General features: G+C 35.8%; 14 protein-coding genes. 1 reads left to right on the top strand and 13 read right to left on the bottom strand.

All coding sequences use genetic code 11. The annotated features are described in order from the left end of the window. The first annotated feature begins 94 nt into the window (after window positions 1-94). A complete protein-coding gene (locus BLW33_RS02800) occupies window positions 95-1,573 on the top strand; it encodes a nucleotide sugar dehydrogenase (RefSeq protein ID WP_090304835.1) in 1,479 nt (492 codons plus the stop codon). A 45-nt stretch (window positions 1,574-1,618) separates the two neighbouring features. On the opposite strand, the gene BLW33_RS02795 is transcribed toward BLW33_RS02800, so the two are convergent. From BLW33_RS02795 to BLW33_RS02735, 13 genes are all read right to left on the bottom strand, one after another. Further along, window positions 1,619-2,695, bottom strand: coding sequence for an NAD-dependent epimerase/dehydratase family protein (locus BLW33_RS02795; RefSeq protein WP_423230229.1), 1,077 nt, complete (start codon window positions 2,693-2,695; stop codon window positions 1,619-1,621). Between the two features lie 471 nt (window positions 2,696-3,166). Then, window positions 3,167-4,321 (bottom strand): Coenzyme F420 hydrogenase/dehydrogenase, beta subunit C-terminal domain, encoded by a 1,155-nt coding sequence (locus tag BLW33_RS02790; protein WP_090304830.1) that lies wholly within the window; start codon window positions 4,319-4,321, stop codon window positions 3,167-3,169. Further along, window positions 4,314-5,438, bottom strand: a complete 1,125-nt coding sequence (locus tag BLW33_RS02785; protein WP_090304828.1) for a polysaccharide pyruvyl transferase family protein — start codon at window positions 5,436-5,438, stop codon at window positions 4,314-4,316. Before BLW33_RS02785 ends, BLW33_RS02790 begins: the two co-directional genes overlap by 8 nt. Further along, on the bottom strand, window positions 5,435-6,553 hold the full coding sequence (locus BLW33_RS02780; protein WP_090304826.1) for a glycosyltransferase: 1,119 nt from the start codon (window positions 6,551-6,553) through the stop codon (window positions 5,435-5,437). Before BLW33_RS02780 ends, BLW33_RS02785 begins: the two co-directional genes overlap by 4 nt. Before the next feature lies 1 nt (window position 6,554). Further along, a complete protein-coding gene (locus BLW33_RS02775; protein WP_090304824.1) occupies window positions 6,555-8,090 on the bottom strand; it encodes a lipopolysaccharide biosynthesis protein in 1,536 nt (511 codons plus the stop codon). A gap of 129 nt (window positions 8,091-8,219) precedes the next feature. After that, on the bottom strand, window positions 8,220-9,167 hold the full coding sequence (locus tag BLW33_RS02770; protein ID WP_090304822.1) for a glycosyltransferase family 2 protein: 948 nt from the start codon (window positions 9,165-9,167) through the stop codon (window positions 8,220-8,222). A 145-nt stretch (window positions 9,168-9,312) separates the two neighbouring features. Continuing rightward, a complete protein-coding gene (locus BLW33_RS02765) occupies window positions 9,313-10,335 on the bottom strand; it encodes a glycosyltransferase family 2 protein (protein WP_090304820.1) in 1,023 nt (340 codons plus the stop codon). Window positions 10,336-10,579: 244 nt separating this feature from the next. Further along, window positions 10,580-11,455 (bottom strand): CapA family protein, encoded by an 876-nt coding sequence (locus tag BLW33_RS02760; protein ID WP_242911576.1) that lies wholly within the window; start codon window positions 11,453-11,455, stop codon window positions 10,580-10,582. Continuing rightward, on the bottom strand, window positions 11,455-12,381 hold the full coding sequence (locus BLW33_RS02755) for an ATP-grasp fold amidoligase family protein (protein ID WP_090304818.1): 927 nt from the start codon (window positions 12,379-12,381) through the stop codon (window positions 11,455-11,457). Before BLW33_RS02755 ends, BLW33_RS02760 begins: the two co-directional genes overlap by 1 nt. Then, window positions 12,359-13,621, bottom strand: a complete 1,263-nt coding sequence (locus BLW33_RS02750) for an O-antigen ligase family protein (protein ID WP_090304816.1) — start codon at window positions 13,619-13,621, stop codon at window positions 12,359-12,361. Before BLW33_RS02750 ends, BLW33_RS02755 begins: the two co-directional genes overlap by 23 nt. After that, entirely contained in the window at window positions 13,614-14,723 is a 1,110-nt protein-coding gene (locus BLW33_RS02745) for a glycosyltransferase family 1 protein (protein ID WP_090304814.1), read from the bottom strand. The genes BLW33_RS02750 and BLW33_RS02745 overlap by 8 nt, the downstream gene beginning before the upstream one ends. 4 nt (window positions 14,724-14,727) lie before the next feature. Beyond that, window positions 14,728-15,696, bottom strand: coding sequence for a D-glucuronyl C5-epimerase family protein (locus tag BLW33_RS02740; RefSeq protein ID WP_090304813.1), 969 nt, complete (start codon window positions 15,694-15,696; stop codon window positions 14,728-14,730). Then, entirely contained in the window at window positions 15,659-16,708 is a 1,050-nt protein-coding gene (locus tag BLW33_RS02735; protein WP_090304811.1) for a glycosyltransferase, read from the bottom strand. Before BLW33_RS02735 ends, BLW33_RS02740 begins: the two co-directional genes overlap by 38 nt. Window positions 16,709-16,711 lie beyond the last annotated feature (3 nt).

Raw genomic sequence — 16,711 nt, 5'->3', positions numbered from 1 at the left:
CCCCATTGCAAATATTTGCCAAAAACGTTATAATAACACCCGTATCAACGCATCACATTGTTATTTTAATTAACATTTAGGAGGAAAAGAACCAATGAAAGAATTCTCAGAAGCATTACTTGCGACCACCCTCACCCAGACCCGCAAGGCACAGGGACTCACCCAAAAGGACCTGGCAGACGCCACAGGGATCAACCGGGCGCTCATCTCCCGGATTGAACAACAGGACTTCATGCCCTCCATCCCCCAACTCGAACGCCTGGGCGAAGCCCTGGATTTTGATCCCGCCAGCCTCTTTATCAGCGTGAAAGCCAACGCCCCCGCCTCAGCCCCCACACCTCACAAGATCGCCGTGGCCGGCACCGGCTACGTGGGCCTCTCCATCGCCATACTTTTGTCCCAGCACAACCACGTCACCGCCGTGGACATCGTCCCCGAAAAGGTTGGACTCATCAATCAAAAAAAATCGCCCATACAGGACGAGTATATCGAAAAATACCTAGCAGAAAAGGACCTCGACCTCACCGCTACCCTGGACGGCGAAGCCGCCTACAAGGATGCCGATTTCGTTGTCATCGCCGCCCCCACCAACTACGACAGCCATAAGAACTACTTCGACACCTCCGCCGTGGAAGCCGTCATCGAACTGGTGCTCAAGGTCAATCCCCAGGCCATCATGGTCATTAAATCCACCATCCCCGTGGGCTACACCCAGGCCATCCGGGAGAAGTACCACAGTGAGAACATCCTCTTCAGCCCCGAATTCCTCCGGGAATCCAAGGCCCTGTACGATAATCTCTACCCCAGCCGCATCATCGTCTCCACCGATCCGAAGAATGCACACCTGGACGAAGCCGCTCACACCTTCGCCGCCCTCCTCCAGGGTGGTGCCATCAAGGAAGAGATTGACACCCTCTTCATGGGCTTTACCGAAGCCGAGGCCGTCAAGCTCTTCGCCAACACCTACCTCGCCCTTCGGGTATCCTACTTTAACGAGCTGGACACCTACGCCGAAATGAAGGACCTGAACACCCAGAACATCATCGACGGCGTCTGCCTGGACCCCCGCATCGGCAGCCACTACAACAACCCCTCCTTCGGCTACGGCGGCTACTGCCTCCCCAAGGACACCAAGCAGCTCCTGGCCAACTACGACGACGTCCCCCAAAACATGATGAGCGCCATCGTCGAGAGCAACCGCACCCGCAAGGACTTCATCGCCAATCGCGTCCTGGAAATCGCCGGTGCCTACAGTGACAATAGCGAATGGTCCACCACCATGGAAAAAGAAGTCGTCGTCGGCGTCTACCGCCTCACCATGAAGTCAAACTCCGACAACTTCCGCCAGAGCAGCATCCAGGGCGTCATGAAACGCATCAAGGCCAAGGGCGCCACCGTCATCATCTACGAACCCACCCTCCCCGATGGCTCCACCTTCTTCGGCAGCAAGATCGTCAACGACCTCGCAGCCTTCAAGACCCAGAGCCACAGTATCATCGCCAACCGCTACGACACCATGCTGGACGATGTCCAGGACAAGGTCTACACCCGGGATTTATTCCAGCGGGACTAAAACTAATGGACCAGGAAATCCACACCACGATTTCCTGGTCCATTTTTAAATTTTATAAAACTCTTTGTACCACTGAGCAAAGGCCCGCAGCCCCTCCCGCAGAGACGTACTGGGTTTAAACCCAAAATCCCGCTCCAGGGCACTGGTATCCGCATAGGTGATGGGGACATCTCCGGGCTGCATGGCCACGAGCTTCTTGTGCCCCTCAAAATCATAATCCGCTGGCAATACCTCTGCCCGGATGAGCTCCTGTTGAAGGATATCCACGAAATCCAGAAGATTCACGGGTTGATTATTCCCGATATTGTAGACGGCATAGGGCGGGATGGGCAATCCATCCTCCCCGGTTTCCTTGGCCGGCGGGGACTGCATCACCCGCTTCACCCCTTCCACGATATCATCCACAAAGGTGAAATCCCGCTTGCAATTCCCATAATTGAAGATCTCGATGGTCTCCCCGGCAAGGAGCTTATTGGTGAACCCGAAGTAGGCCATGTCCGGACGCCCCGCCGGGCCATAGACGGTGAAGAACCGCAGCCCTGTGGAGGGGATATTGTAAAGCTTGCTATAGGCATGGGCCATGAGCTCATTGGACTTCTTCGTCGCCGCATACAAAGAGATGGGATTATCCACCTTGTCCTCCGTGGAATAGGGCACCTTCTTATTGGCACCATAAACCGACGAAGACGAGGCGTACACCAGATGCTCCACGCCCTTGGCCCCACCATCGTAGGAATGCCGACAGGCCTCCAGGATATTATAGAAACCAATGAGGTTGCTCTCAATATACACATCCGGGTTGGTAATGGAATACCGCACCCCGGCCTGGGCAGCCAGATTGACGACGATATCCGGGTGATGGGTGTCGAAGAGATCATCCACCAGGGCCCGATTCGCAATGGACCCCTTCACGAAGGTCCAGCTGGAGTCTTGGTACTCCGCGGCACAGGCTGCAATGGCCTCAAGCCGCCACTTTTTAATCCGTACATCGTAGTAATCATTGAGATTGTCAATCCCCACGATTTGAACCGGCGATGCGGTCTTTAAGAGTTCTAAGACCAGGTTGCTGCCGATGAAGCCGGCGGCGCCGGTGATGATAACAGTTTTTGTATTATTTTCCATTTGATTCATGCTACTCCTTTGTTCTTTTATCATCTACGCTTATATATGCTACTTCACCAATGATTATAACTTAGCCTACACGACTTTATTTTTACTAGCATTGAAAGAAATATCCAATTAGTGACTACCCTTGCCCAATAAAACATCCGTTAAACTTTAACTTCTCAGGTATTTCCCATGTTCCCTAAACTAGCTAGTTACTTTAGTGATGATCAATGATTTCTTTTCGGTCAATTCGTTCACTAATACAATAGAACCCTTGTGATAAATACTGAAACGCTAATCTCAGGGAATACTGCACCAGTAATTTCATGTATTTCGCAAGTTACCCAAAATTTCTAACTACACTTATTCATATAGTGAGGTCCATAAAATCCTTTGGATTTTTGTGAGCCAGTCTTCATTCCTTTTTAATTATCAAATATATTGATCCCCATCATTATACTTCTAAACGAGTAAATAAGGAACATATCATTCTGACAATAACCTAACTATTTTACTAAAAATACGTTCAAAAAATGATTGTGGTATCAATCCTACTCTTTTGCAAGCTTTAATTAATCCTTTTTTCTTGTATGTAAGCCAAAAGATGTTTCTATAGCGATTTGGTTCTGAGGCTTTAATTAAATTAGGTTGTTGACAATCTTGTACTGTACTTTCTTTCAACTCCATTTTTTCTTTTAAAGTTGGGAGCAAACTGACCCCCTTTTCCGAATTAATTAGAATCAAAGAAACTCCTTTATCATCATCAAATTCTGGCATAACTCTTTCTACTCCCCAATAATCCGCAATTGTAATGTCTGAATCTCGACTAAAACTTGCATATGGACATTGATGACACGATGGCCTTAAGATAAAATGGTTGAAAAAGGCCCCCCCAAAAATACCCCGTGCTTGAGGATAACTCAGAAATTTCTCTTTGTTATTATAAAATGACATCGTCGAATTATGCCAGCTAACGCTTTTATCCCGAAACTCGACTACATCTATTCTTTTTTTCTCATTTTTTTCAATATATTCTAAGAAATCGCTCCAAATCATTGGACTTGGAACACCATGGCATACGATATCACAAAGAATTAATCCTGGGAAATCCTTATTTCCCAAGTAAGATCTTAAACCACTTATTTGACATGGTGTTCCAGTGAACAAAACACTTTTCTCATTTTCTAATTCATTTTTCACAGACTGAAAAATGTTATTTTCATATAAATTGCTTTGTATATATTTTGAGCCTTTAAAAAGCTCCCATTCATTTTTATTTGTGGCACTTTGATGAATTGCTTGTTTTTCTTTGTTAAAGGCTACGCCATATACAATTCCTTCTTGTCCATCAACATATTGTGCCAATGCAGAAAATGTACCACCGCTACTACTTGTCATTCGGATGCTATCATTTTTATTTTTTCCAGCAAAAACCTTTATGGGATAATTCTTTCCACCCCTTTTATTAAATACACACACATTTATACATACTCCGCAATCAATGCATCGAAAAGTATCAATTTCAGGATAACTAAACCCTTCTTCATCCAAACACATAGAAATAGCATTCTGGGGGCATTTACTGTAACAAGCGGTACACCCACAGCAATCTTTCTTCTCTTTTATACTTATTCTATTCATTCAATGCGTCCCTCAAAAAATCAAGTGATTCTGCCCGAAGTGTTTCTATTTTTTTTGTAACACAAGGCCAATCAATTGGATGCATATCAATATCGCAATACATCTTATCTTTTGTAATATTTCGATTCAATAAATCAAGTTGATCTAAAAGTGAATCTGTACGTTCATGAAAATCCGGGTGTGGTATACAAAAAAATTCTTTCTCAAAATTTATCGCGAAAGCCAAACCGTGAAATGATGAAGTACATACGTAGTTGGCATTTGCAATTAGCTCAACAAAATCTTTTGGTCCGCATTCTGATAGCAACTGATAATCAGGAAAGCTGATACTCTTTTCATAGGTAATCGCGATAAGTTTTAGGTTAAAATAATTTGCAATCTTTCTTGCAAACTGATAAACCGAATCCCCAGTTTCAAATGTATAAACTAAAAGATACGGTTCTCCTTTTTTGATATTAATATTAAGGCTATTAATCCATTCCTGTTTGCTTATCAATAATGTAGGATCAAAAACACTCTTTACATCTAATTGGTATTCTTTATCAATATATTGTGCTAACCCTTTCTCTCGGACCCCAATTGCTGAAAACCTTGTTAAATACTTTTCAACATCTAATTTGTACCTTTCAGGAAAATACTCCCGCCCATTGCTTGCCGCATACGCAATTAACTTCGTACCTTCTGAAACATTCTTTCCCAAATATACAAAATCCAACTCTTCTTGATTGTTTGTTAATCTTTCATTCCATATTTGATCACTTCCAAAAATAATCACATCATAATTTACTTCACTAAGCTCTTCCTCTTTACGGTAGCAGTTCTCTGAATGAATAATATTATTTTTCATAAATGAATTGAATTTATTCTTCTTTTTAGATGGACTATATTCACCAGTAAAGCAACGTTTTAAATATCTTAGTCCCCCTCCAATAACACCATTCACAGAAACTAAATCTCTTAAACTATCAACTCTCCCCCATTGATCAATATATTTCAAACGATAATCAATAATTTCGGCATCATATCCCATGCTTTTTAATTTTAAAGGTAATGCATATGCTTGTAGCATTGCGCCATAGTTATGCGCCATGTGAAATGTCATAATTCCAATTTTCATTGCTGGCCTCCTCCCAGAACATTCATAATTTTCTCAATTCGTTGATTCATGAATTCTTCATTGGTATACTCCATCATTTGAAATTCCTTCTGGGGATTGTGTGTGCACATGTATTTTAAACCGTCTGTGATCCCCTCTATAGAGTTCTCAAAAATCAATCCATCCTGAGAGCGTAGTAACTCACATATGGCTGGACAATCAACAGATATCACTGGAGTACCCAATATAACAGCCTCTTGTACTGCTAAACCAAAGCTTTCCCCCTCTGATGTACATATAAAATAATCTGCAGCCTTAATGTAGGGATAAGGGTTTTCTTTTTTACCCAACAATTTAATAATTGGTGATAATTCATTTTCATCTATATAATCAACAAACTCATCTTTTAAATCACCATCCCCAATAATCCAAATTTCAAAATCATATTGGTCTTTTATGACTTGACAAGCTTGGAGCAGCCGATCATATCCTTTCTGCTTAACTAGTCTCCCCACTGTAACTATCAAGGGCTTCTTATTCGCTCTAGTGTCTATGCCTTTATGACTATTTTTAGACATTTCTTTCATTAACTCACAATCGAGGGGATTATAGCATACAACTAAATTCTCAGGATCTCCAATTGTGCTTATTACACTATTTTTAGCTGCTTTTGAAACACAGATTACAGCATCAAATCTTTCCATACATGTTTTTTCATTTTCGTTCGATCCAAACACCCCTTTTGTCCAATGAAAAACCTCATAATCTGTATGTACCCACGCTATTTTTCTATTTACTGGCAATGTCGAAATAAATTTCATGCATGGGCCTTCCTTGATTGCAACAGCAATATCGTATCTTTCTTTAATAATCTTTTGTTTGATTTGGTTTAATCTGATTTTACGATACACTCGGTACAATTGCTTTTTTAGAAACCCAATATCTCTATTTATATTCTTAAACATCGAAATATACTTAATTTTTCTGCTGTATATGTCGTAAAAATGCATATCTTCATTCATCGTTAATATTGTAATATCGTAATCATCTGTTGGAATATTATTCACTAAATCAAACAATACCTTTTCAACACCACCGCCTTGCAGTAAGTCGTTCATGATTAGTATTTTTTTCATCCTATTTCCTTCTTACTTTACTAATTATCATATTTTTGCAACTATTTCTTTCCTTTTTACTTAGTATCAAATAGAAATTAATCGTTAATCCCAGAACTAAAATGATGATTGCTGCAACAAACCATCCAATCCAAGAGTCTACTGATAAAAAAAGCTTGAGGAAATAGCCAATGCCTACAGTAACAAAAAATGAGAGTACACTTTTCCCTATTTCAGGAAAAAAAGACCACCATGGAAGGTTTAAATAATGTGCACCAAATGGCAAATGATAAAACAAAGCAACTATAAGAGACCCGATCAAGCTCACTCCAGCTACTGCAAAAACGCCTAAATTTGTTGTCCTTACTAAAAGAAGCGTAACGAGAATACTTGAAAAACCATATAGAATCATTACGATTGAACTTTGTTTAACCTTATTTGTAACGGTGAAAATCTGGTAAATTGGCTGTAGAGGTCCCGTAACACAAGAATTCACAACTGTTAGTACAGATAAGATTTGTAATACTTGAGCAGGTTCTCCGGGTACCCATAGTTTGTAGAACTCAACCCCTAATGATAAAAGAATGGCATTAGGGATTGCCGAAATAATACTCATTATTTTCATAGCACCTTCTATGGACTCTATTAATTCTTCTTTTTTTCCTTGTGCATATAGAATCGTAAAATCCGGACAGAAAACCCCTGCCAAAGAACCTAAGAAACTTACAATAACATTTGGTATTGTCTTAGCTACGGATAATAATCCCATCGCAGCTGCATCAATATAAAGATTTGTAATCAACAAATCTAGACCAGATGAGAAAATTTGACTTAGTTTTGTTAAACTATTCCAAACCCCAGAAGATAGAACTTCTTTTAAAGTTGAAAAATCAAAATATTGAACCTTAAACTCCATTTCTGGAAGCAAGACCTTCTTATAGTGTATATTAACTACTACAATATATAATGTTGAAATAGTTGTTCCTAATGCCATATATACAATTCGAGGCTTCAAGAATAAAAACAAAATAATAATTGTCACAAAACGAAGTATAATTGAATCGATATTTTTTCTATAACTAATATCCAATCGATTTTTCATAAAGAAGCAAAGACCAGGAGTTGTAAATACTAAATTAATAAGAAAATTCAAGAAAACAACGCCAAAAGTGATTTTGACATCAAATTGAAGTGAAATTGGTATTTCGATTAAATCTTCAAGGAAATACACACATAGAAAAGAAGGAATGATTAATATTGTCGAAAGAACAATGTTTGAAATTGCAATAGACGAATAATACTGATTTGCTCTCTCTTTTTTACCTTCATACAGTGCAATTGTTATAAAACGGCTAGCCATGGAATTAAGTGCAATTGTAATTAAAGTTGCATAATTAACAAAATCATTAGCTAGTTTAACATACCCATATGCTTCACTTCCAAGTTGATTAATAATATACGGAGAAATAAAGAAATTCAGGAATAGATTTAAAATAAATGCAATAATATTCGTTATCATATTCAAACTCAATTGTCTTTTTCTATTCTCCTGCACCATAAAATATCCTCACTTTCGATAGCATCAAGCTTAATTATACTCACCCCAAATAAACTATCTTGTACCAGCTTTAACAATGTATATGCTAAGATTAATGATATAGTACATCTAGTCATATCTACTCTTTCATCAAAATACTTTGTGAATTTTCAGCATTAGACTTGTAATCCGAGGATTAAAATAATACATTCTATAAAAAAGAGTAAATTTTAATGAAAATTTACAGTTATCCAATCTCTTTTTTAATTGAAGAAATTTTTGTCTAATATCATTTTGATGTTCCAACAAATTAAAATGCTCACGTTCAAGCAATTCCATATATTGCCAAAACAAGGTGCGTTCAGTTTTATATTGATAGTCATACAATTTTTTATTTTCGAAAAAAAGGGCACGTTCTTCATAGGCCTCTATAACCATTACAAGGTTATGTATATTCTTTTGTCCCATGATACTATCTGCTCTTTGCCAATAATACAAATATGCTCTTTCCGTTAAAACAACTTTCTTTGCTTCGTATAATAATTTGTAAGTTGTAAATTCATCCTCATGAAGCTTACCTACAGGAAATCGAATTGAATCGAACAAATTCTTGCGGTAAATTTTCCCCCAAGCAACCACCATTTCAACATAATGCTCATTAAATAATTGTCCTATCGCTTCAACATTATTATATGTAAAGACGTCACCATTCTCTTGTTGCATCTTAATTTCTTCAGAATCTGTTCTTAAGAAGTTACCAACCGAAATATCTGCGTTTTGTTTAATTAATAACTGATACAAATCTTCTATAGTGTTTGGGTGCAACCAATCATCACTGTCTAGGAAAAAAAGATACTCACCAGTTGCATGATTAATTCCACAATTTCTTGCATCAGATAAGCCGCCGTTCACTTTATGGATAACTCTGATACGGTCGTCTTTTTGGGCGTAGATATCACAGATTTGTGGGCATTTGTCTGGTGAACCATCATCAATTAAAAGGATCTCTAAATCTCTATAGGTTTGGTTAATAACTGATTTAATGCAACGTGGAAGATATGCTTCCACGTTATATATTGGGATTATTATGCTAATCATTTTTACTCCATCATCAAATTATATTGTATGTTTCGACCACTACGTCCCATTTAAAGCCCATCCAACCCGATTCTTGGAATATGTCCACGCTCACTGCTTATTCAGCAAATATCTAACTCATTCTAATAGATTCAATATACTACTCCTACCTACCTGTAATACTTTTAAACCTACGAATGATTTTATATAAAAGCAGTAAAACCCTTTCGATTCGCCAATGATATTGATATACCCATTTTACAATACATATTTTAAAGAAATTAACTTTTTTAGGATTATAATTTGTTAGTATTCCATATTCATCTAATTCTTTTTGTATTACATTAACGCCTTTAAGATACAACTTTTTCTCATCCTCTGACTCTGGTAAAAAAGAAATCAAATTATCAAACGCACAATTAATTAAAAAAGAATTTGCACAAGCTATATCACTTTTCGTATTAATGCCCCATTTTTGCATATATCCAAATTCTAAAACTCTCGGATATAACGAAAATTCAGAGTATAGTTTTTGATGCGTTATACTATCACAATGAATACGATAAAAATATAGTGTCTTATTTAAATATGCAAAAGAATCTGATTTATCAATTAAGTCTAATGTTTGAACAAAATCTTCTGCATAACGAATTGCTTTGTATTTATCATATTCATTATTCTTTTTTGCTATTGTAGTTCTGACTACTTTAAGACACATTGAATTAATGGCCGATGATGTAATAACTTTTTTTTCAACTGTTTCTTTTGATAAAATTGTAAATACTGTAGCTGTTTCGAACAAAACAGAAGAATTGTTCATATTTGTTTTTTTCCAATCATAGAATAGGACATCATATTTCTCTTCTTTGAGATAGGTGTGAAGCTCATAAAGCATATCTTTATCTATTGTGTCATCTGAATCAACAAAGATACAATACTTTCCATTTGATTTCTCAACACCCTTCATGCGTGTAAATAATTGGCCCGAGTTGCAATGTTCATAGCTCCGAATACGTCTGTCAATATTCTCATATTCCTTGATAATCTGGTATGAATTATCTGTTGATCCATCATTAATAACAATTAATTCAAAATCACCGAAGGATTGTCGCAGAGTGGAGTCTAGACATTCGCATAAATACTCACTAGAATTATATACAGGAACAATAACTGAAAAAAAAGGATTCATTCATTCACTCTCCTTTTTTATATAATTTGGCATTGAATAAAGAAATAGCTCTTGATATGCTTCACATTCAATATAATTTCTCAACACATTTACCCTCATTTGCCTCATTCGTCTTTTTACAAAGAAATTATGAAAAAGTGTCGATCAAAGCGTCCCAACCATTTCCCATTTCACTAAATACACAAGCATAATTACCAAATGCTTTCTCGGGAAAATGCGCTATATTCTTTTTCTATAAAGCCTTTTATATTTCCTGACTGCGTTTCAAGAAATCGTTCATTATCGCAATATCCGTACTTTCTGGAATTACTTCATACTGCTTTTCAATCGGAATATAGGAAATCTCAAAGGAATCTAAATCCAGATTAATCAACAAACACGTTTGCCAGAAATCACTATCAGAATAATCAAAAATAAAGTTTCCTTGACCATAAACAATTTTAGAATTTTTATAATTTTCTTCGCATCCGATACAATGACTATGCTGACACACTACCAAATCGGCGCCCTTTTCCACCATTTTTCGGCAAACTTTTTGTAGATATGGACTCGGATATCGGTAATGTTCTTTTCCTCCATGCAATAGTATAATTGTATAATTAACCTGTTGACTCAAATCCCTAATATGATCTAAACTCTCTAATGGGTCAAAAGGATTTGCACCTGGACTTGTTTCTGTAGCAATGGTAAATTCATGCTCCGCACAAGAATAAAAACCTATTTTCTGCCCATTAATATTGATAATCTCAGGTTTATGAGCTTCTTTCAGATTATCTCCAACACCAATAACTTGAATTTCATGTTTTTTAAATTGATCTAGCGTTGAGTACACCCCTTCACTACCATGATCAAGAATATGATTATTAGACAATGAAACCAACGTTGGTTTCAACTTAGCTAAACCCTGAATTGTATCTGTAGGTGCCTTTAGATTTGGACCGCATTTAGATATCGGCGTATTCCCATCGTATAGTGGCGTTTCTAAATTAAAAACACGATAATCAGCTTCAATCCATTTTTCATATAATGCTTCACCTAATAGCGTTTCTATATCACCTTTTTTAAATAAAGATATATTGTCACCAACAGGGACGGTATCTCCTGCGATTAGCAAATTCATTATTCTTTCCTTCCTGGCAATTCCAACCAACCGCCAATCTTTTCCTCCCATATTTGGGGATAAAATTGACCAAATCCTCCACCCGGAGAAAAAGTTAATTCTGAAAAAAATATTTTACCCTCAACTTCATATAAATCAACACGAACAAACGGAATGTCTTCTGACAATATTCTTGCAATATTAAGCATTTCATCTAAACTATCCGGCTTATTGATTTTATATGGAAATGGTTTATGATCTTTACGATAAAAAGGAGCCGGCTTCCAATCTAAAGTATAAAAAGACAACAAATCATCCTTTTTGCCATCCGTAATATTTGCTAATGCCACATACAAAAACTTTGGCTCTCCGTTAAAACAATAAAACTTATAGTCTATAAGATTATTCCCCATAAATTGCTCTGCAATGATTCGTCGCTTTACATTTTTATATGGCCACTCTCGGGCATGTAAGTAAAAATTTTCTCTTAACCCCTTATCTAACCCGTTTTGTACCTTCTTAAAATCAATTTTTGTTTTATCTTTACAGATACACATTCCTGTTCCTGAGTTATGATTGCATTTTAGAACAAATTGGTTGGGTAAATCGTCAAAGTTGATATCTTTTGCCCGATCCCAAGTTTCAAGACAAGGGATTAAGTATTCCTCACCAATGGTTTCAGCAATGTACTTTCGTACTTCAATTTTGTCTACCATCATGGTGTATTCCGGTTTTCGGTCGTACAGTTTAAGCCACTGGAGTTTTTCATTAAATGTTTGAGGATTGTCCAAATTCAATTCTTTTCCCATTATTATGCTATATTTCTTTTTGAGATAATCTTCATCATTCATCGAATCACATTTTCCAAAACCCGCATTTATTAAAAACCGATAATCGCTATTACTAATATACTTTGCTCCGGCTTTAAGCATTTTTTTCCATTGCATTTCCTTGCTCCTTTAGTTTTTCAACTTCAATAAAGAAGATCATAAAATACAAGTATGTTAATTTTGAGTAGTAACTAACCATTCCCCATTCTAGTACCAATAATACAATAATCAATACTAAACAAATCACTCTCATTGGATCATTTTGCATTCTATATTTCCATAAATACTTAAGATTATACCCATATATTACATAAAAGAATAAGGTACCGATTATCCCGCCTGTTGCTAATAGTTCAGCATAATTATTATGAATATATGTCGCATATCCAACTTCTTTCAATAGTAGTAATCCGCTATTCCCTATCCCAATTCCTAGTAACGGTGTCTTTAAAAACTGTTGAAACCCAATATTTATATACTCATTTCGCTTCATTGCAGAACTATCAACAATTCCTCTGCCTGTTATTAACGCAAAAAGTCCCTCCATACGCTCATTAATACCAGAAAATATTGATAACTTTGAAAAAAGAAATACCACAAATACTATTAATGTACAAATCACAATCCACTTTAATATTTGTTTCCAAAAGTATTTTGATGAATATCTTTGTAAAGCGATTAATAAAATACCGATAATTGTCATTACTAATGCTTTTCTTGAACCGGATGCTGCAACAAGTATTATACTTGGGATTACTAATATTAATGAAAATGAAAAACGATTATATAGCACTTGAAAAATAGTAATGAGTACTGCCATCACTGAGAACATCGCAATGCCGTTAATATTAGCAAAATCACTATCTAATCGTACCCCTGATGAGAGAACAGACATGATTGTTGACAATCCATAAAAAGCAAATGCATATGTGGTCGTAATATACCCCGCCCATTTAACAGCATTAATTAGTGGCCATACACTATTAAGCGGCCTATAATATATGTACAATACACTCATACAAATGAGTATTTCAATTATTGTAATACCTTTACTAAGTGCCAAACTGCCATTCCACGCCCATATTGAAGACAATATACAAAAAAGTGCAAAAGCAAATACATATTTTTGGTATGACTCGATTTTGAGAATGAACACTCCGTTTTGTTTGATCAAAATAAGAGCGAAGATTAATCCGGTTGTCCCCAATAGAATCATACTAATCCATTGATTGGTATCCAATATTACAAATGAACTAATTAAGATAACTGTAGATATCCAAATTAATTTATCAAATATAGAATTATTTTCGTTATCAAATACATTGTCATTAATTAATATTACTTCACTTTTATCCATTAGCCACCTGAAATATCAGTTCTATAAAGATTCTGACGACACGTTCGATATCATACCCTTTTGCTTTTATTTGTTCATGCATATCCATTCGCGGATTCTCAGAAACAGCAATTGCCACTTTACTCCATTCTCTTGGCGATTGATCTAATGGAAAAAATTCCACCAATCCTGTAATGTCCGCTTCCTTAGTAATTGTATTTGAAATCACACATGGCAATCCTGTTGCTTGAGCTTCGATTATTGTATTCGGCATTCCTTCATAGAGTGATGGAAAAACAAACACATCCATAGCTGACAATATTTGTGGTATATCTGAACGCACACCAGTAAATATGACGCTATCCTCAATTTGGAGCTTCACTATTTTTTGCTTGATTTCTTCTTCTAATTCACCTTTACCAACCAGAAGCAAGATAGCATCACTTCTCTGCGATTTAATCTCTTTGAAAACATCTAGTAAGAATTGATGATTCTTTTGTTGATTAAAACGTCCAATATGACCAACAACAAATTGGTTTTCAATGTGAAATTCATTGCGGATTGTCTTTCGACCAACTACATCGTATTTGAAATAATTTAAATCTATTCCATTTTGAAGGATTTTAGCCTTTCGTTTTATTATAGATTTTTTGCCAAACATAAACTCTGCAGCTTCAGATGATGGTGCAATTCTTACATTAGCAAAAACTTTTGGCATAAACATACAAACTTTATGCAAAATCATTTGCGTTTTTGACCCGTTTGTCGTATTAGAATTACTAGACCTAAAAACTCTTACTGTTGCACCACCTAGTTTAGCTGCCAGTAATTCTAGTGCAGATAACGAATGTTGTGATGTTCTTAAAACAAATCTATATTGATTCTTCTTGACAATTTTTTTTATGCTCTCAAAATTTTTATATGCACCTTCACTTTTAGGTGTTATATGAAAAATTTTCCCTCCTAGAGACCTGATTTCATCATCATAGTATCCTTTTTCTTTTACTGCTACTGCAAAGTCCATCTGATATTGTGATTTATCTAATTGTCTATATATTTTCATCAGAAAAGTTTCTGCTCCACCTGCATTCATTGATCCTACAATGCACAATAACCTCTTCATAGTCTTATTTCTCCATAAGTTTTTGAACTACTTTTTTGATGAATGCTTTTCGATAATTCCAGTTGTTATTCTTATACTCTACAAATTTATTTTTGTATCTCTCAAAAGTACTGTTTTTAAAAACCAATTCTAACGCTTCTAATTGTGCAATGTGAAGATTATGATAAAAAGGACTCGAAATAATCCCTTCTGAATCATACATAGACCAATATCCACCATCAAATTCTTCAATATGGCTTTCAAGCGTTTGTATTGATTTATCCAACAATTCTTTGTATTTTTTTTCACCTGTCATTAATACATAATCATACAATCCAAAAATAGAGAAAATCCATCCATTCAAAACACATGCTTTATTTGTATATTCTAATAGAATCAAATCATCTTCTATATATTTTGCAGTACCACCTTTTTCAACAGGCAAAAGCATGAAATCAATTGCTTTTTTTGCTGCTTTCAAAATAAATTCATTTTTTTCTACAATGTAGGCTCTCGCTAAAAGAGAAACGCCTTCGCCTTGACACATCGAACTGTATGGTGCATCTGGACAAACAAAACCAAAATTATTCCAGCTTCCATTATTTTTCTGATTAGCAATTGCCCAATTAACGCAATTCCAAAATTGAACTAAATAGCACTCTTCTTTTGTTTGTAAAAACAAATCATATGCACCAAGTCCATATTGAAAAATTGCAATTGGAAAATGTACTTTTCCTGCCACTTCATCTGTTGTAATTGGTACTTCTTGTCTACGTAAAGTATTTTGATCTTTTAAAACTTTTTCAGTCAAATTATTAAAATAGCCTTCAATTTTCCCTGGAATAAAGCTCTGTCCCATATTTTGATTGACATGCATAATACTATTCCCAGTTAGCATTTTGGACCATTTTTTAATATTATATATACTTATCCCCATTCCAATAATTCTCCTTTGATTATTTTTCAAAATAGGAACATATAATTTTAATTGCATCTTCCGGTAAGTATTTTTTTGCACATTCGAGTGAACTTTTTTTCATTTTTACAAAATTTTCTGGATTTTCAATAATCTTTTCTAGCACCCTCTCTAAATCCCCTATATCTTCAAACTTATATCCCCATCCTGTTATATTATCAATAAAAACATCTTCAGAGTTTCCCCATAAAGCAGAGATTACAGGAACTCCCGACATATATGCATCAACTAGCGTACCAGGAATTCCTTCTGTATAGTATCTAGTTGGGAAAGCTAATGCAAAGTAGTTTTTTAATACAGTAACACTTTCTTCTGGCTCAACCATCCCTTTATAGGAAATAAATTCAGGAAATGATTCTTGGATTTTTCTAAAGTCAAGTAAATAGCCATCATCTATTTTTCCGTAAATATCCAGTTGAAATACTACTTTTTTATACCTAGAATTAATATTTGTAACCGCACAAATTATATCTTCAATTCCTTTCTCTTTCATAACTCTTGAAAAAGTGCAAATATTGTAGGGTGGATATGCAGCTTGATTTAAATCTTTCTCATCAACAGGTGTTAAATACTTAAAATTTGGGACTATATCAATATTTGAAAACCCCATTTCATTTAGTGATTTTTTCATAGACTTTGTTTCAACAAAAATACAATTCAACTTTTTCGCACGATTCGCAAGTTTTTTTTCTTTAGTAAGATATTCCGGAAGCCAACCTCCGACAACCGAGTAAAATAATTTGTGTTGAAGTAAAAAATTTAGATCCTGTAAAATGGGAATAAAAATTCTAATACTATTCTGAGCCGGTAACATAATAATGTTATCACATTGAATTGCTAATCTAATCAATCCCCATAGCAATTGAAATGGTTTGTCTTTCCAATCGGTAGTATCAATATTCAACACATTTTTTTTGCCATATTTTTCCTTTAGTGCTCTATCAATCGAACAGGTTTTAGCTTCCTGTCCACCAGCCCTGCTTTTCCCTTTTGCAAAATATCCGACAATTCCAATTTTATATTTTGCCATATT

It is taken from the genome of Eubacterium aggregans (assembly GCF_900107815.1).
Lineage (GTDB): Bacteria > Bacillota > Clostridia > Eubacteriales > Eubacteriaceae > Eubacterium_O > Eubacterium_O aggregans.
Note: the sequence above shows the minus strand (reverse complement) of the source record. Positions and strands in the feature narration are given on the sequence as shown.